Genomic DNA, 19,735 nt, shown 5'->3' with positions numbered 1-19,735 from the left:
GTGCTTCAGCAGAACCGGGTTTTTTGTATAAAAAAACTTATGCCGCCAAATCGGACGGCATAAGTTTTTCGGTCAGTTTAAATTCTGGATCGTAAATAAGTGTCTGTACTGGCCTTCCCGCGCCATTAATTCCTCATGCGTGCCGGTTTCAATGACGGCGCCGTTTTCCATAACGACAATTTTATCCGCGTGCGTAATCGTGGACAGCCTGTGAGCGACGATAAATGTCGTCCGGTTTTTCGCAAGCTTGTCCATCGCTTCCTGAATGTAGTGTTCACTTTCAAGATCAAGAGCGGATGTCGCTTCATCCAAAATTAACAGCGGCGGATTTTTTAAGAAAACACGGGCGATGGAGATCCGCTGTTTCTGTCCGCCTGACAATTTGACGCCCCGTTCGCCGACTTTGGTCTCATAGCCTTCTGGGAAGCCCATAATAAATTCATGGGCATTTGCCGCTTTCGCAGCCGCAACCACCTCATCCAAAGACGCTCCCGGTTTACCGATGGCGATATTTTCACGAATCGTCTCACTGAACAGAAATGTATCCTGAAGCACCATTCCGACTTGATTGCGGAGGCTTCTCGCTTCATAATCGCGAATATCGGTGCCGTCAATGAGCAGGCTGCCGCCGGACACATCATAAAAACGCGGTATAAGGCTGACAAGTGTCGATTTACCGCCGCCGCTCATCCCGACGAGTGCCACGGTTTCCCCTTTTGTCACCTTTAAAGAAACGTCCCGCAATATCGATTCTTTCCCTTCTTCGTAACGGAAGGAGACATTTCGAAATTCAACCTCGCCTTTAATGCCGTCAGCTTTTACCGCATTCGGTTTATCAGTCAGTTCATACGGTTCGTCGATAAATTCAAATATGCGGTCCATTGAAGCGATCGACTGGGTCAGCGTCGTCGATGAGTTGATCAGTCTTCTGACCGGATTGTACATTCTGTCAATGTAGCCGACGAACGCAACCATCGTCCCTACGGTCAGCGGGCCGTTTATGACAAAATAGCCCGCAAACGCGATAACGAGCAGCGGCGCCAAATCCGTAATGGTATTTACGACCGCAAACGTTTTGGCGTTCCAATTCGTATGACGGATCGCTTTGTCAAGAAAATGTCCGTTCTTTTCATCAAAATTGGCTTGCTCATATTCTTCAATCGCGAAGCTTCTGATAACGGGCATTCCCTGAACTCTTTCGTGCAAATGCCCCTGCACCTGAGCGAGTGCCTGAGAGCGCTCGCGTGTCAGTTTCCGGAGACGGCCGTAAAAGTATTTCACTGAAATGCCGTATAACGGGAACAAAATGACAGAAATCAATGTCAGTTTGACATCCAATGTGAACATAATGCAGATGACGATCAGCACTGTCATCATATCAAGCCAGATATTCATCAGTCCCGTTATGACAAAGTCTTTTGTCTGTTCGACATCATTTATCACCCGGGAAATGACTTCGCCCGTTCTCGTGTTGGCATAAAACCGCAGGCTCAGTTTTTGAATATGGTCAAACAATACTCCCCTGATATCGTAGAGCACCCGGCTTCCCGTCCATTGCGCGAAATATTGCCGATAATACTCTACCGGGGGACGCAGAACTAAAAACAGCACGAACATGATGCCCATAATCGTGAATAGTGTCGATGTTTTAGCGCTTGCCGTTCCGCTCCCTTGAATAATGTCATCGACCACGTATTTTAACAGAAGCGGGAGAGCCAGCGGGATGGAGAATTTTATGATACCGATTAACACTGTGATAAAGATTTGTTTTTTATAGGGTTTTACAAATTGCATATAGCGTCTGATTACGCCCACACTTTATCCCCCTCTCTCTTTAAGGCGTGTGAGCCCATGTGAAAAACCTGTTGACACCCCAACAGGTTTTTATTGTATTCTTTATTTTGTATAGCGCAGATACCGTTCATACCACATATCAACAAATTCAGGAGCAAAAGGGCCTTTCCGCTGATGAATCCAGTGCAGCAGCGTATTCAGATACTCCTTCAGAATGCTGTCGATCTCTTTAGGATAATTCATTGATTTGCGGTGATCATCGTATTCATCCTCGTCCAGAATGTTATATGTCATATCCGGAAACACTTTGACATCCAAATCGTAATCAATATATTTGATGGCCTCTCCGTCATAAGCGAACGGCGAGCTGATGTTGCAATAATAGTGAACTCCGTCATCTCTCAGCATTCCGATGACGTTAAACCACTGACGGGCATGAAAGTAGCATATCGCCGGTTCTCTGGTCACCCACGTCCGTCCGTCGGATTCCGTCACCATTGTCCGGTCGTTAGCTCCGATGATACACAATTCCGTACTTTTTAAAATCGTCGTTTCGTTCCAAATTCGATGAAGCAGCCCGTTATGCTTATAGCTGTGAATTTGAATCGTTTCTCCTTCCTTGGGATATCCCATATTTCTCCCCTACTTTCTGTAAAGCCCTGCAGTCAATGCAGCCGCAATTGCTTTCCGACAAGTCTTTTCACTATTATAACGTTACGAATTAAAAAATGAAAATAAAAGAACCACTCCGCTTCCGGAATGGCACATTCATTTCTGCACATAGGAAGACGGCTTTTCCGTGCTGCGATAAGACTGGATGACTTGCTCTGTCTGCCTTTGGAATAACTCCTGTATGCCGGCCAGATCTTTTCGCTTTGTCGCAATTTCGTCCTGTACATTGTCCAGCTTTGCATCTCTTTCCAGACTGATGAGTTCCGCTTCCACCTGCCGGCAGCGGTCAAGTTCTGACTGCAGCTCGAGAAGCTGATCCATGATCTTCATCTGTTCACTTACAAGCTTTTCAAACTCTGACATCGGGTTCCTCCTTAGGCTTTTAGGTTGATACTACTTACCATTTCGAGTTTCTGCCGGAAAACCCTTTGACTCATTCTGTAGAGGAATCACAAGTTTTGTCGTTTTGATAAAAGAAAAAAGCACTTCCACCCGAAGATGAAGTGCTTTTTTGTTTCAGTGATTAGCTGTTTTGTTGTTTGTTTTGCTCAGCAGATTGGTTTTGCTTTCTCACCTGCTGCGCATCAGTTTCACTTCCGAATTCAGTACCGTATTGACCTTGGCCGGAAGCTGATTGCTGGTTTTGTTTTTTCACCTGCTGAACGTCAGTTTTGCTGTATTTTGAGTTTTCCATTGTTATCACCTCCACGCAATTTAGAATGCGCAGGAGACGATCAGGCTATTCATCTTTTTAAAAAAACTTACACGAGCAGAGAGCGTCCGCCGTCAATAATGATGGTCTGACCGCGGATCATGTCCGCTTTTGAAGAAACTAAAAACTCCACCGTGTCGATCATGTCTTTAATTTCGACCATTCTTCCGGCCGGCGTATTTTGACGGGCATCTTCAAGCAATTCTTCTCTGTTAGGGAAATGCTTCAGCGCGTCTGTATCAATCGCTCCGCCTGAAACGGCATTCACGATGATATTTCTCGGCGAAAGCTCAACCGCCAGATAACGGGTTAATGATTCTAAAGCGGCTTTTGAGACACCGACCGTCGTATAGTTCTCAAGATAGCGGATGCTGCCAAGTGAGCTGATGCTGACGATGTGGCCGCCTCCGGTTTTTTCCATCAGCTTTGCCGCTTCCTGGGCGCAGAAAAGCAATGCTTTTGCGTTAATATTCATTGTCCAGTCCCAATGCGTTTCTTCAAGTTCCATGACCGGTCTCAGCACGCCTGAAGCCGCGTTATTGACGAACACGTCGAGTCTGCCGAAGGCTTCGTCGATCTGACGGAACATGTCTTTGATTTTTGCCGGCTGGCCGACATTGGCTTTAACGACGAGCGTTTTGACGCCAAGTTTTTCAATTTCTTCAGCTGTTTCTAACGCCGCTTTTTTACTGCGGGCGTAATTGATTACGATATTGTAGCCTTTTTCCGCGAGTCTGATGGCTGCTGCTTTCCCGACGCCGCGGCTGCTTCCCGTGATTAATGCGCATTTATTTTGTTCCATTTTTCCTCAGCTCCTTGCTGCGTATAGTTCTTTTCATTCAACAAACAATAAAAGCATTACCTGTTGAAAGGGGTCTTTTCATATGTATGTCGGACGTGATATGGGCGAATTGGCCATGATGCCAAAAAAAGATTGGAAGGATTCAGAGCTCGCCTATTTCCATCATGCCTTCCAGCAAATTATGCCGTATTTAAACGAAGAAGGCCAGTCCAAATACCGGGAGCTGATTCAGGAAATTGAAGCCCGGGGCGGACTGAAACGGAATGAGGCGGATTACGGCCACGGCACACGCGTCAGCTATGACTGACGCTTCTTACCGGCGGCCGCCTTCGTCCGCCATTTTCCAAATCTTTTGATGGGAAACGGGAAAAGCGTATTCTTCGAGTTCCCCTTTTGTGACCCGTATTAATTCTGATGTGTCCGACACTTGTTTTACTTTACCGAAAAAGACCGAAATATTCCAGACGAGATGAGTGAAAACATGTTCTACGATGCCTTCCAGCTCTCCGATTTCAGCGGTTGCTCCCATTTCTTTTTCTAAAAAGGCTTCGAGCTGCTCTCGTTCGGTTTTGGTTCCTTTTTGGGTTTCGGTATTCGGAAACTCCCACAGATTGGCGAGCAATCCTTTTGGCGGCCGTTTATGAATATAGACATTGTCTTGGTCGTCTGTCAGCACAACGGCGGCCATTGTTTTTACTCCGGGTTTTTTCTTTTTGCTTTTAACGGGCAGCTCCCTCTCTGTCCCTTCTGCAAATGCCGAGCAGTGCTTTTGCACGGGACACAGCAGGCAGGACGGAGATTTCGGGGTGCAGATGATCGCGCCGAGCTCCATTAAACCCTGATTGAATTCAGATGGTTTTTCATGAGAAATGAAAGCTGATACCGCCTGTTCGAAAATCGTTCTGGTTTTAGGTTTTGCGATATCGTCCCATATGGAAAGAATTCTCGACATGACACGCATCACATTGCCGTCTACGGCGGGAATCGGTTTGTTGTATGCGATGCTGAGCACGGCGCCTTTTGTATAAGGGCCGACGCCTTTCAGTCCGCCGAATTCCTTTTCCTCAGCAGGAACGATTCCGCCATACCGCTCGTGCACTTCCTGTACGGCGCTTTGCAGATTTCTCACACGGGAGTAATAGCCTAACCCTTCCCAGGCTTTGAGCACTTTTTCCTCATCGGCCTCAGCAAGCGCCGAGACGGTCGGAAACTGCTCAACAAACCGCCGGAAATAAGGAATGACGGTTTCTACCCGCGTCTGCTGCAGCATGACCTCTGACACCCACACCCGATACGGGTCCTGATTTTCTCTCCATGGCAGAATTCTTTGTTCTCTTTCGAACCATGTAATTAAGTCCTCGCGAAATTTGTCTATATCTTTTTGTTTCATTTTTTCTTCAAGTGCGTTCATATCTTCTCCTCAGATGTTTCGGGTCCCGCTTTTCTTGACACTGTATTTTGGTGTAAACTAAGGGCACGTTACGATAATATGTTACATTAAATAGAGATAAAGAAAAAGCGGAAACATATGAAAACGGCTGATACACGCCATGATTGGGCAAACAGAAAATGGGGAATATCTTATAATGGAAATATGCGGGCGGACTGATTTTTAACGCCTGCTAGGAGGTCACCAATGGATACTGGCACTCACGTTGTCATGGGCATCGCGCTTGGCGGAATCGCAACTCTTGATCCTGCCGTCGGCATGCATACCCCCATGTCTCAGGCAGTTATGATCGCCGCTCTTGCCGGCTCTCAGGCACCTGATATTGATACCATATTGAAGCTGAAAAATAATGCTGTTTATATTCGAAATCATAGAGGGTTCACACACTCCATTCCCGCCGTTTTATTTTGGTCCATTCTGATTCCGGGCATTTTGTTTATATTTTACCCGGAAGCGAACTTGCTGCACCTGTGGCTGTGGACGCTTCTGGCTGTCGTTTTGCATGTATTTGTGGACATTTTTAACGCGTACGGAACGCAGGCCATCCGCCCGTTTTCGCGAAAATGGGTCGCTCTCGGTATAATCAATACCTTTGACCCGTTTATTTTCATCAGTCATTTGGCCGCGATTGCCGTGTGGTATATCGGAGGTCATCCGGGCGTGACATTTTTGACGCTGTATATCATCCTTGCGGGTTATTACGCCGTCCGGATTATCATGCAGCTGCGGATAAAGCTGCGGCTGCGCGAGATGATTGAAGAGGAGATTGAAACCATCATCATTTCGCCGACGATGAAATTCAGGCAGTGGCGTATCGCCGTAACGACGGCCCATGCCTTTTATGTCGGCAGAAGCCTTGACGGTCATGTTGTGATATTGGATACATTCAACCGTGTGCCCGTTCCGGAAACCGATGTGATGAAGGCGGCGAAACAAGATGAAAATATTGCAGCTTTTCTTTCGTTTTCCCCCGTTTACAGGTGGGAGGTCGATACCTTTAAAGATCATTATGAGGTGCGCTTTATTGATTTGCGCTACCGGAGCAAAGGCCACTATCCTTTTGTCGCCATCGTCCACCTCAGTCATGATTTAGAGGTTCTTTCTTCTTACACGGGCTGGATTTTCAGCGAGGAAAAACTGCAGAAAAAATTAAAGCTCGGCTCTGTTTAAGAGCCGGGCTTTTTTTGTCTTCTCACATATATAACGGCAAACACGAGACTGATCACCGATATAGCGGCCGCCGGTTTAAAATACGGCGGATAATACGTTAATTGAATATCATTTTTTCCTTTTTGCGCTTTAAATCCGATAAAGGAATAATCCGCTTTTTCAATCTGTTCTTGTCTGCCGTTTATTTTCAGCTCCCAGCCTTTTTCATATGGAATCGGAAGCATGATATACGGCGCGCGGGTTTTGTTTTCATACGAAATATGAAGCGTATTTCCGCGCCAGCTGAGGTCGGCTGGCGGTTCTTTTTCCGCTTTTCGGTATGCGCTTTTCAGCGTCGCGTACCGTTCTTCGTAAAGCGCCAGTCTGTCGAGCTGATACGATCCTTTCGGCAGCCGGATTTGGATGTTTTTTGTTTTCGGCACTCTGACGGTGAGATCGTTGACACCTGTTTTGTAAATGGATTGATTCGATTTTCTCGTTGTCGTGTAATCGTTCACTTTTAATGTAAAGCCCTGGTCCTTCGCTTTGTTCATTAAATAAAAGCTGACGTAATAATCTCCGCCGTCAGCCGCGGCGCCGTGCGGCGTAATGATCAGGCCGCCTCCGTCTTCGTTTACCGTCAGGATGCCGTCACGATAATCCGCATGTTCGGGGGCTATCTCTGCCTGACGGATGATATTTTCCGCTTCTGGCGGTTTTTTCGTTTTTGTTGTGTTCGATTCCGTGACGATCCCGTCAAGCATTGCCCGTTCCCTGGCTAGGGCGGGCGCTTTTTTCAGGTCGTCCTCGTTATATACTCGATCGGCTGTCCGTACGAACGGAAGTACATATTGATTTTGATAAACCGCATAGCGGGATGATTCCATGATCTTTTTGAACCCGTACGGCACGCCGGCCTCGTTTGTTTTTTCCGTCATATAATATTTTCCGTAAAGCAGGCTGTATAAATTAGCCCTGTTTCCTAATGTCGCATAGCGGCTTACGCTTTCTCTGCCCATGTCAATCTGGAGGTCATTCCAGTAGAAGGACAGCAGATTGCGGTTCAGGATGCTTGAGTAAACGCTGAATCCGTTGAACCCGTATATGATCGGGGTATTATTGAATACGCCGTTCATCCAATCTAAACGGGCAAAGGGGTCCGGGTCTTTTTCTTTCAGACGCTGAATGAGCTCTGCTTGTTCTTTGCCTTTATAGTCAGGACCCGTCATAAATGTATGTGATACCGTATAAATCTTCCCGCCTTCTGATAAAGCATATTTTTCATATGTATTGGCCGTCAGCACCGCAGTCAGCAGAATGACGCCATAAACGGCGGGCACCGCGCCTTTCAGTCTTGCCTTTGCTGCAAAAAAAGCGGCAATGGTCAGCCCCAGAAGAAGCAGGATGGGCAGGTAGGCGTGATCAGAAATATCCAGGCTGAACCGCCTCACCTGGCTCCAATAGAGCAGAACGGCGAGTATGGCGGACATCAGCATACTCTTCCTGCTGATATCCGAAAGCTTAGAAAGCCCTACTGCAACCGTTCCTGCAACCGTGAAGCACAGGACGTATTCAAACCTGTTTTGCGGAGCTGAAAAACCGTTAAAGGCGCTTGCCGCAAACGGACTGAAGTGAAACAGAATATACAGCAGACTGATTCCCGCAAACAGCCGGAACAACCGGTTTTTGTATAAAGAAAATGTAAATAGAAAAAGCAAAAAAGCCGCCGGCAGGATGATAATCCGGCTTGAAAATAAAATGTTGTCGGAAAAATCAAGCCAATCAATATGCTGTGAATACGGCGGCCGCAGATTATGAAGATATCCGTAAACGACAGGGATAAAGGAGACCGCGCTTATACCGAAGCCGAGCAGGCCTGACAGAATAAACATCCGGCATTGAGTGAGCCTTTTCGCCTCATTGTCTTCAAGACGGATGATCCACCGGAATAAGATGTAAATGCCGATGAAAATCAGATTAATATACGCAAAATAAAAGTTGTTGATCAATGTCAGCGCACAGGCGAAGATAAACCACGCCGGCTTTTTTTCCCTAATGATCTTTTCCGCGCCGAACACGAGCAGCGGCAGCCACACCATACTGTCAGTGAAAAAGTCCCAATACACCTCATGCCGGAAGTAAATAATCGAACTCCCATACAAAACGGCTCCAACAAAAGCAGGCACCGGCCGTTTGACGAAATAGCGGAACACACAGGCCGCCGTGAATATGATGAAACTCTGCTTGGCGATGCTGATAAAAACGGAGGCCTGAGCCCAAAACAGTGCATCTGCCTCGCCCGACAGCTGAATAAGCTGCAGAATGCGGACAGCGGCGGAAATAAACAGAAAAAGAAAAGAAGTAGAGAAATAATAGCCGAGCTGACTGTACACTCCCCCGCCCAGTCCGAACGAATAGCTGTAAAACAGCCTGCCGTTCATATATTGGTCAAACAGCAGCTTTTTGAAGACCGCCATTTGGGCGATCCCGTCTCCAGACCCCGTCATATAGCGGCCTGCCGACCACTCTTTTAAGAAAAAGACATGAGCGGCTGCCGCAGCCAGCACACAGGCAGCCGGCAAGATCCATTTATTTTTTTTCATACAACGTCTCCATACCCTGCGCACAGCGGCGGCTGTTTAATGGTTCCACTTGCGCTTTTTTGTATAATTCGTTTCATTTTGTTCTCCGTACGTAATATTCGCTTCTTTAATTAAATAGTGCGGGCGTTTTTTTGTTTCATAGTAAATCCGGCCGATGTACTCCCCGATGATGCCGAGACTCAAAAGCTGGATGCCTCCTAAAAACAGCACGGCGGAAATAATCGTGAAGTAGCCGGGTACGGACACGCCGTGTGTCAGAATATGAATAAATGTCGTGACAATATAAACCATCGACAGAAGCAATATCAGAATGCCGGTGAAAAAGCAAACCCTCAGCGGCTTGTTGTTAAAGGAGACGACGCCGTCCATTCCGTAGTTGAACAGATTGCTGAATGACCATTTGGACGTGCCGTTCTGCCTTTCGACATTTTCATAAAATACGATTTTCTGGTCAAACCCGATCCAGCAGAACAGCCCTTTTGAGAAACGGTTCCCTTCACTCAGCTTCAAAAGGGCATCAACGGCCTGCCGGCTCAGCAGGCGGAAATCTCCGACCCCGTCACTCAGATCCACTTCGACGGCTTTGTTGATAAATTTATAATACAGGGAAGAAAGCACGGAACGCACGGGGCTGTCCCCTTTTCGGTTGCGCTGCGCAATGACTTGGTCATACCCTTCTTCATAGCCTTGAATGAAGTCTTTCAGCAGATGCGTCGGATGCTGCAGGTCGGCGTCCATCACGATTACCGCTTCGCCCTGCACGTGTTCAAATCCTGCCAAGATGGCCGCTTCTTTTCCGAAGTTGCGGGAAAAAGATATGTATTTGACGCGATGGTTTCTGGCGGCCAGTTCTTTAATCTGCTGAAGCGTATCATCCGCGCTTCCGTCATTGATGTAGAAAATCTCATAGTCATAATGAATCGTCTGAAACTCTTTTTTTAAAGATTCATGAATGAGCTTGACGTTATTCCCTTCATTGTAAGACGGAATAATAATTGAGATTAACCTTTGTTTCATGAAGGCACCTTCTTTGTATTATTCTTTTTTAGTACGGCCTTAAAGGCATAGTCCGCAAAACTTCAGTAAGGCTTTTCCTTTTTTTAATGTCGTTTAAACCCATTTTTCGTTACAAGGGTAAGAAAGATGCGCGGTTTTTCGTGAATGACCCAATGGGAGGCATCATCGATGAATATTAGTTCGCCGTTTGGAATCATCCGTTTTGTTTCCGCGGCGAGCTTTTTGCTTAGCGCGCGGTCATTGACGCCCCATATCAATCGGTACGGAACGGGCATTTTAAACGGTACGGCAGGTCCTAAACCGCCGGCTCTGATCGCCCGGTACCAGTTCAGCATAGCTGTGAGCGCTCCTTTTCTGTCCCACGCCTGTTTGTAGCTGTCGACATCTTCCCGTGAAAAAAGCTCTGGTCGTTCGGATAAGCCGATCGCGTGATCCAATACCCGGTAATTGTCTTCAGATAATCTCCGTTCCGGCTTTTCGGGAAGCTGAAAGTAAGCGATATAAGAGCTTTTCTTCCATTGCGGCGGGTAGAACGGGGTGACCTTCCGCATAACCGCCGGATGCGGAATATTGACCGTGATCAACTTTTCAACATATTGCGGCCGGGTGGATGCCAAGTGCCAGGCCACGGCTCCTCCCCAATCGTGCCCGATGACGACGGCCTTGTCATTTGTAAAATGAGTGATCAGCCCGATAATATCGTCTCTGAGCGTATCAATGGTATAATTTTCAATACCCTCAGGTTTATCACTGAGATTATAGCCGCGCTGATCAGGCACGACAACATGGTATCCGGCATCGGCAAGCGGTTTGATCTAGCTCTTCCAGCCGTACCAAAACTCCGGAAACCCGTGCAGCAGCACCGCCAAAGGGCCGTCTTTCGGACCGGCTGAAGCGTGTGCAGCGTCACCCCGTTTGTTTCGATCATATGAAAAGTGATGTCATTCAATCGGTTCTCCTCCCCTTTGTTTTAATCTTCTTTCTGTTAAGGCTATGATCAGGGCGCTGATCGCGATCAATAATACGGCTTGAACGATCAGGCTGTACGGCTGAGTGAGCTGAATAAGCAGGCTGCCCGCAAATCCGGCTGCAGCCATCAGAAAGCCGAACAAAATCATGAGGAGCGCACTGAAACGGTTGCCTTCTCTCCACTGGGATTCATCCGCCATAGAGCGTTTCGTCCGATATCCGTACAGGCTGTTAATTGACTTCGGCGGGAAAAGTGTGACTAAAATGCCGGCCGCAGCCATCAGAAGGCCGCCGATTATCATTATCATATCCGTCACTCTCCTTTTCATTTCATACGAAAGGAAAGGCGGAAAGTTTCAGAAAAAAAGCATGCTCATCCGCCTGCCTGAATCTTTATTTTTGAGCTAAGTCGGCCGTCTTCACATAACCTGCTTTCCCGTCGTATGTGACGTACGCCCATTTACGGTCAAATCCTCCGTCATGGCTGAATCCCCAGCCGAGCACATTGACGGTTTCCCCCGCTTTAACGGAGCTTTTTTTGCCGGTTTCCAAAGTCGGCGTATAAAAAACGGTTTGTTTCGCGGTCACTGCCTTCATCGGCTGCTTCATCAGAAAATGGGTGGAGATATAGGCTTTCTGACCTTTGTAGTCAATCTCGGCCCAATCTGCCCCTTCAAGCTGTTTAACCTTTACGGCATCTTCTGAACGGAGCGTACCGACAATCACCCCTTGTTTATTTGGTTCTTTACGGACGTTAAGTTCTCCTGCTTTCACGATATATGTATCTGCTGCGGTGTCCAGTTTTGTCTGTTGAGCTGGTGCGGCATTCGCTGCCGGATCAAAAAAAACGGTGCCTGCGGCTAAAAATAAGCAAAGTCCTGCGGCCGGAATAAATGCGGTTAACCCTTTTTTCATGTTCATTGTGGTTCCTCCCCGCTATTTTATAAGTTATTACACATTTCCACACTCCGCGGGTTATCAAACATGTTTTTCCTATTTCTTTTATCAAAAGAAAAAACCGCCGGACTGTATCCGGCGGACGCACTGGTATGTTAATGCAGGAGACCCCTGCTTTGATCCAAATAATGAGAAACGTCTTCCCGCATGCTTTGGAACATATGGAGCTTGCTGCCGTATGATTCAATCCATTCCTTGACAACGCGTTCTGTCATTTGCTCTCCTTGATACGGGCGGCCGGCTTTTGCGTAAGTCGCTTCGAAATCTCCCCATAAGAGCTCAACCCAAGTTCGCGCTTGCAAATAGCTGATCATGTCATTTTTCTCAAGCAGCAAATTCGTCAGTTTGTCGATATATGTATTCATGTCTCTGTCTCCTTTCCTTGGGAAAACCTGCTGCTTTTACACAGCTTGTCACAGGCATATACTAACTTTACGTCTTCAGTCCAGAAGGCGCAACCTTTTGATATTGGCCGAGGGGGAAAACAAATGGTCCGGAACAAGGCAAAAGGATTTCCAAATCAGAACAACAATAAGTTTGAAGGCGAACCGCGGGCAAAGGATGACTACGCTTCTAAACGGGCCGACGGTTCAATTAATTCGCACCCGCAAGAGCGCATGAGAGCTTCAGGCAGACGATAACACATAACGTAAAGAGACCGGGAATGGCCCGGTCTCTTTTTTGCGGCGAAAAAAGGTCATAACGCCAAACAGATTCCATAATATGTTAAATGTTAAACCGAAAGCCGGTAGACAAAAAAGGAGGGGGTTTTATACAATGAAGACAGTTTCAAAACGATTGCTGAGCTTTACCGCATTCTTTCTGTCCGTTTCATTATTTGCTGTTTCAGCAGAAGCCCAAGGCAGTCCGCAGACATCTGTTTCAAGCAGCGGTGAGGAGTTTGACGCAAGTCCGAATCAGCCTGTAAAAACAACACAAACATCTCCCGCTTATGAAGGATCGTGCCTCACCAAAAGACAGCCTGCACAAAACAACGGCATAGCCGACATCAAGTCATTAAAGCCTTCCAGTATTATAGGGACAGACGAACGAATCAGAATTTCTCCGACAACATCATTTCCTTATCGCGCGACAGCACAGCTGACCGTTACATACAGCGGCAGCACAAGCACTTACGGATGCACCGGTTTTTTTGTCAATCCCGACACGATCGTCACAGCCGGACATTGTGTGTATGATCAGAAAAATGGATGGGCATCGAAAATCACGGCAGCTCCCGGCCGCAACGGCTCATCGTATCCGTACGGATCATATTCAGGCAAGACATTCTACAGTGTCAAAGGATGGACAGAAAACGGTGATACCAACTATGATTACGGGGCAATCAAAGTAGACGGATCGCCCGGGAATACTGTCGGCTGGTACGGCTACCGGACGACCAACAGTTCCAGTCCGGCCGGGCTGTCTTCAACTGTGACGGGATATCCGTGCGACAAAGTGTCCGGTTCCATGTGGTCTGACAGCAAGCCGATACGTTCGGCCGAGACATATAAACTCACTTACACGACAGATACGTTCGGCTGCCAGAGCGGATCGCCCGTTTATCACGATTACAGCGATACCGGCCAGACCGCCATTGCCGTTCATACAAACGGCGGGTCGACTTACAATCTGGGAACAAGGGTGACAAATAGTGTTTTCGACAACATTCAATATTGGTCAAATCAATAAAGTTTTTATTTTCTTTCTCGCCGCGGCTGTTTTATGCGGATGCGGCAAAGCGGATGATTCCGCCGCCGGCAAAAAAACACTGCCCGTCACTCTCCATTTTGAGGATGCTGACGGCTCACCTGCTGACGGTGTGACGGTAACAGTGATGAAAGCGGCGGAGTCAGATCATCAGCCGAATATAGACCGCGGAGAGACAATAGGCAAGACCGATCACCACGGCAATATTGCCTGGAAAAGCGGGACGGAAGGAACCTATGCCGTCGTTTTTGAAAAAGACGGCATACCGGAAACCCGGAATATTTCCTTAGTTGAGAGCGATAAACATACGGTGATCAGCTTTACATTGAAACATTAAAAAAGCTTGCAGGCGGATTATCCGCTGCAAGCTTTTTGTTATCCTTTATGCACTTGGTATTCATAGACATCTTTCTTCTCAGACAGATGAGCGAATGTGGAAAGCACAAGGCCGAGAGCGGTCATCAGCGCACCGCCTGCAAACAGCCATGAGTAAGATCCCGTTCCGCCGAGAATCAATCCGCCGAGCCAAGCGCCGAGCGCGTTTGCAAGGTTAAATGCGGAAACGCTCACCGCGGCGGCAATTGTCGTGCCGTTTTCAGATGAAGAAATAACCTTTGTCTGTAAAAGCGGCGGCGTGCCGAACGCGCATGCGCCGAATAAAAATGTCGCGGAAACGGCCGCGGCAGGAAAAACAGCGATATAAGGGAAGATCGCCAAGACGCCGATCAAGCCGATCATCACACCGATCATTGTGCGCGTCAGCAGTTTGAGCGGCACTTTCCCTGCGAAGAAATTCCCCGCCACTCCGCCGAGACCGTAGGCAAATAATGCGCCTGTAATGCCGACCGTGCCGAATCCCGCTGAATCTCTTAAAATCGGCTCAATAAACGTGTAAGCAATAAATACGCCGGAGTAGCCGAGAATGGTGATCGCAAAGGAGAAGATCACTTGCTTATGCTTAAAGACACTCCATTCATTCATCAGCATCGGAATCACTTTCGGTTTTCGATTCGGTACGACCAGCATCAGGCCGATCAGCCCGATCATGCCTAAAACGGAAATAATGAAAAAGACGGCCCGCCAGTTAAGAACATCCCCTAAATAAGAGCCGAACGGAACGCCGAGCATCAGCGCCACGGTTAATCCCCCGTTCATGGACGCAGCTGCGGCGGAACGTTTTTCAGGCGGCACCATTTCACTCGCAAACACCATGGCGATCGCAAAAAAGGCTCCGTGGATGGATGCGGATAAAATTCTTGAAATCGCCAGCACGGCGAAGTTTGGCGCAAAGACGCTCATCAGGTTGGCAAGGACAAAGATGCCCATCAAGCTGAGCAGCACCGGCTTTCTCGGAAGTTTAACCGCGATAATCGTTACAATCGGGCCCGTCAGGCAGACGCTTGCCGCATACGCGGTAACAAGCATACCCGCTGAAGAAACATGTATATGAAAGTCATCGGCAATCTACGTCAGAATACCCATGACAGCATATTCCGTATAACCGATGGAAAAAGTGCAAATCATTAAAACAAAAATCATTAATTTCACAGATGGCTGTTTCATTTTGATATTCAACGCTAATCGCCTCCTTTTACTAAAAAACAACGAATTCCATCTTAAAAGATATCGAAAATGAATTCAAACATTTTTTACTGAAAGTGTGAAACGAATGTGCCCGAAAATAAAAAGAGACCGGATCCGGTCTCTTTCGTTAACTTTTTTCTTTTAAAACGGAAATCGGCAGTGCTTCTTCCTGATCAGGCGACGAAGATCTGTGTCCCCAGGCGAATACGCCGTTCATGTAATCAATGCGGAACGTATCATCAGTACCTTCTATCTGATACTCCGCGCCCGGCAGAAAGTCTTCCGGGTTCTGCATGTAGGCTTTGGCCATCGTGATTTTCCGTTCAAGCACGGCCAGTTCATTTACAATGCCCATCTGTTCTGCTTTTCGCGCTTTTTCCGTCAGGCCCGCAATTTCCGTCTGTAGTTCATGAGGCGTCATTTGACTGTATCGTTTGTCCATTTCAGCTTACTCCTCTTCCTGCAAAAATTGTTCAATGTCGTCAATCGAGAATCCTTTTCTGAATAAGTACTGCTTGACCTTCATTCCGCTTTCATAGCTGCCGTCATAGCGGTATTTCCTGATTGCTTTTTCCGCATGAGTCTTCAAAGCTTCCATCTCAGCTTCGTCATCATTCTCATACTCCGTCTGCTCCAGAGCGGCATTGATGACGTCGAAAGGGAAGCCTTTTCGCTGAAGCTGCATCTGGGCCCGCTGTCTGATCTCTTTTGTGGACAGCTTTTTGTCTTTTTTCAGGATTTTTCCGATATGTTTCAGCGCTTCCTGTATCTGCTCATCAAACGTAAACGCACTGAGCGTCTCCTTAATGGTATACTCGTCTATTCCTTTCGCTTTCAGCTCGCGAAACAGGACGTCAGGCCCTTTGCCGTTTGTTTTTTTGTGGGTGCTCGCATAGGCTTCGGCAAATTCTTTGTCATTTAAGTAGCGGTAATCGTACAGTTTGTGGATGACTTCAGAAATAACCATCTCAGGTGTTTCTTTTTTTTTCAAATGGTCCCGGACTTCTTTTTCAGAGCGCATCCGGTATGATAAAAATTCGACGGCGCGGTTAAAGGCTTTTTTCACTTCATCGCCGTGACTGATTTCAAGAATGTCAAGCTCGTCCAGTTCTTTCCCTTTTTTCAGGTCAAAACGAACAAGCACGTCGGCGTCGACGCTGAATGCATATTTCTCATCAAGGAAGATGTTGAAGCGTTCGGTATTTTTCTTTTGGGTCGATATTTTTGTAATAAACGGCATCCCGATCTCCTTTCCCGCCCCGATTTTCAGGCGTTTTTCTTTTAGGCAAATGAGGTAAAGTATATTTATCAACGTGTAAGGAGAGATGGATATGAATATCGCGATGACAGGCGGCACGGGTTTTCTGGGCCGGCATCTGACAGGTGTGTTTACCCGCCAGGGACATCATGTCTATATTTTATCAAGAAAACAAAGAGAAACCGAACAAAAAAATGTGACATATGTTCAATGGCTGGCCGAAAACGCGGCGCCTGAGCGCGAGCTTCCCCCTATTGATGTATGGGTGAACCTCGCGGGCAAATCCATCTTTGACCGCTGGACGGACACAACGAAGGAACAAATCATCTCAAGCCGGGTAGAAGCGACGAGAGAAGTCAGACGGATTATCCGGCAGCAGGCAAAAAAACCCCGGGCTTTAATTCAGGCAAGCGCCGTCGGCATTTACGGCACAAGCACAGAGAAAACGTTCACTGAGCAGTCAGATACGTCAAATGAAGACTTCCTCAGTCATACGGCTCATATGTGGGAGCGTGAAGGCCAGAAAATTGAAGCGCTCGGCATTCGGACGGTATATGCCAGATTCGGCGTGATGCTCGGTGAAAAAGGCGCCCTGCCGCTCATGGTTCTCCCTTATAAGCTGTTGGCGGGCGGCACCGTCGGCTCAGGACGGCAATGGCTGTCATGGGTTCATGTCGATGATGCGGCGGAACTCATCGCTTATGCGGCGGAGCATGATGACTTGTCCGGCCCGATGAATGTGACCTCGCCGAACCCTGTTGAAATGAAGCAATTCGGTAAGACGATCGCAACCGTCCTGCACCGCCCCCACTGGATTCCCGTACCGGAATTTTTTCTGGAGAAGGCATTGGGAGAAATGAGCCTGCTGATCGTAAAAGGGCAGCGCGCCCTGCCTAAGCAGGCGCTGACATCCGGTTTTCAATTTACGTATGAAGAGCTTGATTTCGCTTTAAAGGATCTCTTACCTGCATAAAAACGGAAATAAAAGCCAATCCTATTGGTATTCTGTTTTGAAGGAGGATCTTCTTTTATGGAAAAGAAGCGCGAAAAACATCAGCAGGGAGCCAACCTGAAAAAAATGCAGGAAGTCCTTTATTCCGGTGAATTCAAAAAAGCGGAAAAAGCAGCCAAACGGAAATAAGCTGAATAAAGATCGGGACTGGGCAGATACTATGTTTGTTTGATATCACTTTTTTCAGGGGGCGATTGATATGGGCAGAAATCATACTCACAAAAACCGTGATAAAAACAAACAAAAGCTTCCTCAAGTTCCGGACGCTTTGAAACGCGAAACGGACGGCACATATGAGGAATATTCAAGCGAGCTTGCTGATTCCGCTGACCGCGAAGCGCAGGCGCGGATGAAAGCCGCTGACAACAGAGCTAAAAGCAAAAACCGCTAATACAAAATCCCCGCCTCTTGAAGGACGGGGATTTTTTTACAGTTCGGTAAACAGGCTTTTTGCCGGCGTCCGTTCTTTCGCCTTAGGCTGTTCATCCGGATAGCCCGTTTGAATGATCGCCGCAAAGCGCTCATTGTCTGCAAGGCCGAAGTCTTGATGCATCTGTTTGTCATACATGATACGGCCGCTTTTCCAAACCATGCCGATGCCGTTTTCATGTGCGAGAAGCTGAAGGTTTTGAATCATGCCGCTCAGCGCAGCGAAATCATCGTTTCTCGTAAATTCATTTTCATCTTCTTTTAAGACGACCAATAAAAATCCCGGAACGGCGCTGAGGTTTTTTCTCATGTTCTGCTCTTTTTCCTCGTTGAAATCATCTTTTATCTTCTTGAAAAATGAGACGTAGCTGTCCGCAAGCTTTGCTTTTCCCGCTTCGCTTGCCGCGTAAATAAAACGCCACGGCTCCGTCAGCCTGTGGTTCGGTGCGTAAACGGCCGTTTCAAGCATATCTAATATGACTTCAGAAGGTACGGTTTCCGGTTTAAACGACCGGATGGATCTTCTGTTTCTGATCGTATGTTTAAGTCTCTCGTTTTGCTGTGATTGTTCGGTTTTCGGCATGCCGATTCACCTTCCTATTCAATTGAAAATGATTATCATTTATAATATAACGGATAGAACCGTCTTTTGTAAACCGTTACGGAAGCTGAAGATTGATTGATTCGGCATACACAGCCGTTCCCGTCATCTGGATATTCATCTCTCCGTCTTCCTCCGTGATCCTGATTTCCACTTTTCCGTCTTTCCCTATTTCCTGACCTTGTTCAATCGTCAGCCATTCGGCACCGGAGCCTCCGTATTGCCGCATATAGGCTGCCATGACGCCTGAAGCGGTTCCCGTGACGGGATCTTCGGTCGTTCCGGAAAAGGGGGAAGAAAAATGGCGTCCGTGCAGATCGCTTTCAGAATGCACGGTTTCCAGAGAAAAAGGATGAACGCTCGCTTTCGGGAGATCGTGCAAAATGGCGGGAAATTGTGTGTTGTCCGGCACCATATTTCGTGATGCTTCCAGTGATCTCAGCGGAACAATCAGTGTCCAAATTCCCGTTGATCCGTAAACAATCGGAAGCTCATCGTGAAAATCCTCCGCCGTAATGCCGAGAGAGGCCGCAAGCTTTTCTTTGTCTCCCGTAAACGGCAGAAATTGCGGGGAAGCCTGTTTGAGCGTGATGTACACCCGCCCTTTTCGTTCAGCGGCTTTTACAGGAAGAATGCCGGCTTTCGTTTCAATTTGATACGTCTGATCAGCCTGAAGCTTTCCCTTTTCAATTAATGCATACAGAGAGGCAACGGTAGCATGTCCGCATAAATTCATTTCATGGCCGGGTGTAAAATAGCGGATTTTCAAATCGGCTTCTCCGCTTTTGCAGAGAAATGATGTTTCATTGTATCCTGCCATTTCGGCGATCATCTGCATTTCTTCATCTGAATAATCATCTCCGTTAAGAACGATTCCCGCGGGATTTCCCAAATCAGGAACATCGGTAAACGCTTCGTATTTCAATACGTCCGCCTGTTTCATTCATCAATCTTCCTTTCGCCTTATGATCATGTTATTCAGTATAACAAAAGAAGCGGGAATTTTCGGTTAATTA

At 47.3% G+C, this 19,735-nt stretch carries 23 protein-coding genes and 2 pseudogenes; 8 read left to right on the top strand and 17 right to left on the bottom strand.

What is annotated here, in order from left to right:
- Positions 1-72: 72 nt before the first annotated feature.
- The 5 genes and pseudogenes from ACW5MY_RS04535 to fabL form a co-directional block, all read right to left on the bottom strand.
- Positions 73-1,815: an ABC transporter ATP-binding protein gene (locus ACW5MY_RS04535; RefSeq protein WP_013351498.1), complete on the bottom strand. Its 1,743-nt coding sequence runs from the start codon at positions 1,813-1,815 to the stop codon at positions 73-75.
- Positions 1,816-1,896: 81 nt separating this feature from the next.
- Positions 1,897-2,427: a nucleoside tri-diphosphate phosphatase gene (ntdP, locus tag ACW5MY_RS04530; RefSeq protein ID WP_003155475.1), complete on the bottom strand. Its 531-nt coding sequence runs from the start codon at positions 2,425-2,427 to the stop codon at positions 1,897-1,899.
- A 135-nt stretch (positions 2,428-2,562) separates the two neighbouring features.
- Positions 2,563-2,829, bottom strand: coding sequence for a YgaB family protein (locus tag ACW5MY_RS04525; protein ID WP_003155476.1), 267 nt, complete (start codon positions 2,827-2,829; stop codon positions 2,563-2,565).
- A 160-nt stretch (positions 2,830-2,989) separates the two neighbouring features.
- Positions 2,990-3,142: pseudogene (locus ACW5MY_RS04520) on the bottom strand (gamma-type small acid-soluble spore protein); the annotation flags it as partial.
- Between the two features lie 85 nt (positions 3,143-3,227).
- Positions 3,228-3,980 carry an enoyl-[acyl-carrier-protein] reductase FabL gene (gene fabL, locus ACW5MY_RS04515; RefSeq protein WP_013351496.1) on the bottom strand — a complete coding sequence of 251 codons (753 nt, stop codon included), beginning with the start codon at positions 3,978-3,980 and terminating at the stop codon, positions 3,228-3,230.
- Between the two features lie 82 nt (positions 3,981-4,062).
- On the opposite strand from fabL, the gene ACW5MY_RS04510 reads away from it, so the two are divergent.
- Positions 4,063-4,287: a hypothetical protein gene (locus ACW5MY_RS04510; RefSeq protein ID WP_013351495.1), complete on the top strand. Its 225-nt coding sequence runs from the start codon at positions 4,063-4,065 to the stop codon at positions 4,285-4,287.
- 6 nt (positions 4,288-4,293) lie between these two features.
- On the opposite strand, the gene mutY is transcribed toward ACW5MY_RS04510, so the two are convergent.
- Positions 4,294-5,391 (bottom strand): A/G-specific adenine glycosylase, encoded by a 1,098-nt coding sequence (mutY, locus tag ACW5MY_RS04505; RefSeq protein WP_013351494.1) that lies wholly within the window; start codon positions 5,389-5,391, stop codon positions 4,294-4,296.
- Between the two features lie 225 nt (positions 5,392-5,616).
- Between mutY and ACW5MY_RS04500 the strand changes: the two genes are divergently transcribed.
- Positions 5,617-6,600, top strand: coding sequence for a metal-dependent hydrolase (locus ACW5MY_RS04500; RefSeq protein WP_013351447.1), 984 nt, complete (start codon positions 5,617-5,619; stop codon positions 6,598-6,600).
- Here the strand turns inward: ACW5MY_RS04500 and ACW5MY_RS04495 are convergent.
- The 6 genes and pseudogenes from ACW5MY_RS04495 to ACW5MY_RS04470 all read right to left on the bottom strand — a co-directional run bounded on the left by ACW5MY_RS04495 (position 6,597) and on the right by ACW5MY_RS04470 (position 12,490).
- Positions 6,597-9,182, bottom strand: a complete 2,586-nt coding sequence (locus tag ACW5MY_RS04495) for a YfhO family protein (RefSeq protein WP_013351446.1) — start codon at positions 9,180-9,182, stop codon at positions 6,597-6,599. The two genes, ACW5MY_RS04500 and ACW5MY_RS04495, sit on opposite strands and share 4 nt — an antisense overlap.
- 36 nt (positions 9,183-9,218) lie before the next feature.
- A complete protein-coding gene (locus ACW5MY_RS04490) occupies positions 9,219-10,199 on the bottom strand; it encodes a glycosyltransferase family 2 protein (RefSeq protein WP_013351445.1) in 981 nt (326 codons plus the stop codon).
- 83 nt (positions 10,200-10,282) lie between these two features.
- Positions 10,283-11,148, bottom strand: a pseudogene (locus ACW5MY_RS04485) (alpha/beta fold hydrolase).
- Entirely contained in the window at positions 11,141-11,476 is a 336-nt protein-coding gene (locus tag ACW5MY_RS04480) for an SdpI family protein (protein WP_061573694.1), read from the bottom strand. The pseudogene ACW5MY_RS04485 and the gene ACW5MY_RS04480 overlap by 8 nt, the downstream one beginning before the upstream one ends.
- Positions 11,477-11,561: 85 nt before the next feature.
- Entirely contained in the window at positions 11,562-12,089 is a 528-nt protein-coding gene (locus ACW5MY_RS04475) for an SH3 domain-containing protein (RefSeq protein ID WP_013351440.1), read from the bottom strand.
- Between the two features lie 131 nt (positions 12,090-12,220).
- Positions 12,221-12,490: a YfhJ family protein gene (locus ACW5MY_RS04470; RefSeq protein WP_013351439.1), complete on the bottom strand. Its 270-nt coding sequence runs from the start codon at positions 12,488-12,490 to the stop codon at positions 12,221-12,223.
- A 123-nt stretch (positions 12,491-12,613) separates the two neighbouring features.
- Here ACW5MY_RS04470 and ACW5MY_RS04465 point away from each other — a divergent pair, with 123 nt between their 5' ends.
- The 3 genes from ACW5MY_RS04465 (at position 12,614) to ACW5MY_RS04455 (ending at position 14,172) form a co-directional block, all read left to right on the top strand.
- The gene (locus ACW5MY_RS04465; protein WP_003155495.1) at positions 12,614-12,766 is read left to right on the top strand and encodes a small, acid-soluble spore protein K; all 153 of its coding nucleotides are present in this window, start codon (positions 12,614-12,616) and stop codon (positions 12,764-12,766) included.
- A 136-nt stretch (positions 12,767-12,902) separates the two neighbouring features.
- A complete protein-coding gene (locus tag ACW5MY_RS04460; RefSeq protein ID WP_061573696.1) occupies positions 12,903-13,817 on the top strand; it encodes a trypsin-like serine peptidase in 915 nt (304 codons plus the stop codon).
- Positions 13,780-14,172 (top strand): DUF2606 family protein, encoded by a 393-nt coding sequence (locus ACW5MY_RS04455; RefSeq protein WP_013351437.1) that lies wholly within the window; start codon positions 13,780-13,782, stop codon positions 14,170-14,172. The genes ACW5MY_RS04460 and ACW5MY_RS04455 overlap by 38 nt, the downstream gene beginning before the upstream one ends.
- 38 nt (positions 14,173-14,210) lie before the next feature.
- Here the strand turns inward: ACW5MY_RS04455 and ACW5MY_RS04450 are convergent, their stop codons facing one another.
- The 3 genes from ACW5MY_RS04450 to recX form a co-directional block, all read right to left on the bottom strand.
- Positions 14,211-15,299, bottom strand: a complete 1,089-nt coding sequence (locus tag ACW5MY_RS04450; RefSeq protein ID WP_232469729.1) for an MFS transporter — start codon at positions 15,297-15,299, stop codon at positions 14,211-14,213.
- A 247-nt stretch (positions 15,300-15,546) separates the two neighbouring features.
- Positions 15,547-15,861, bottom strand: a complete 315-nt coding sequence (locus tag ACW5MY_RS04445; protein ID WP_013351435.1) for a YfhH family protein — start codon at positions 15,859-15,861, stop codon at positions 15,547-15,549.
- Between the two features lie 6 nt (positions 15,862-15,867).
- Complete coding sequence (gene recX / locus ACW5MY_RS04440) at positions 15,868-16,659, bottom strand: recombination regulator RecX (protein WP_289394218.1); 792 nt, start codon at positions 16,657-16,659, stop codon at positions 15,868-15,870.
- A gap of 91 nt (positions 16,660-16,750) precedes the next feature.
- Between recX and ACW5MY_RS04435 the strand changes: the two genes are divergently transcribed.
- The 3 genes from ACW5MY_RS04435 to ACW5MY_RS04425 all read left to right on the top strand — a co-directional run bounded on the left by ACW5MY_RS04435 (position 16,751) and on the right by ACW5MY_RS04425 (position 18,080).
- Positions 16,751-17,650, top strand: a complete 900-nt coding sequence (locus tag ACW5MY_RS04435) for a TIGR01777 family oxidoreductase (RefSeq protein WP_013351433.1) — start codon at positions 16,751-16,753, stop codon at positions 17,648-17,650.
- Between the two features lie 57 nt (positions 17,651-17,707).
- Positions 17,708-17,818 carry a YfhE family protein gene (locus ACW5MY_RS04430; RefSeq protein ID WP_003223230.1) on the top strand — a complete coding sequence of 37 codons (111 nt, stop codon included), beginning with the start codon at positions 17,708-17,710 and terminating at the stop codon, positions 17,816-17,818.
- A 70-nt stretch (positions 17,819-17,888) separates the two neighbouring features.
- Positions 17,889-18,080: a YfhD family protein gene (locus ACW5MY_RS04425; protein WP_013351432.1), complete on the top strand. Its 192-nt coding sequence runs from the start codon at positions 17,889-17,891 to the stop codon at positions 18,078-18,080.
- A 36-nt stretch (positions 18,081-18,116) separates the two neighbouring features.
- Here the strand turns inward: ACW5MY_RS04425 and ACW5MY_RS04420 are convergent, their stop codons facing one another.
- Positions 18,117-18,701: a nitroreductase family protein gene (locus ACW5MY_RS04420; protein ID WP_013351431.1), complete on the bottom strand. Its 585-nt coding sequence runs from the start codon at positions 18,699-18,701 to the stop codon at positions 18,117-18,119.
- A gap of 76 nt (positions 18,702-18,777) precedes the next feature.
- Complete coding sequence (locus ACW5MY_RS04415) at positions 18,778-19,662, bottom strand: PhzF family phenazine biosynthesis isomerase (RefSeq protein ID WP_013351430.1); 885 nt, start codon at positions 19,660-19,662, stop codon at positions 18,778-18,780.
- Positions 19,663-19,735: the final 73 nt, after the last annotated feature.

This window comes from Bacillus sp. Bwzl_19, assembly GCF_054900515.1.
The sequence above is the reverse complement of the archived record's forward strand: the minus strand, read 5'-3'. Positions and strand labels throughout refer to the sequence as shown.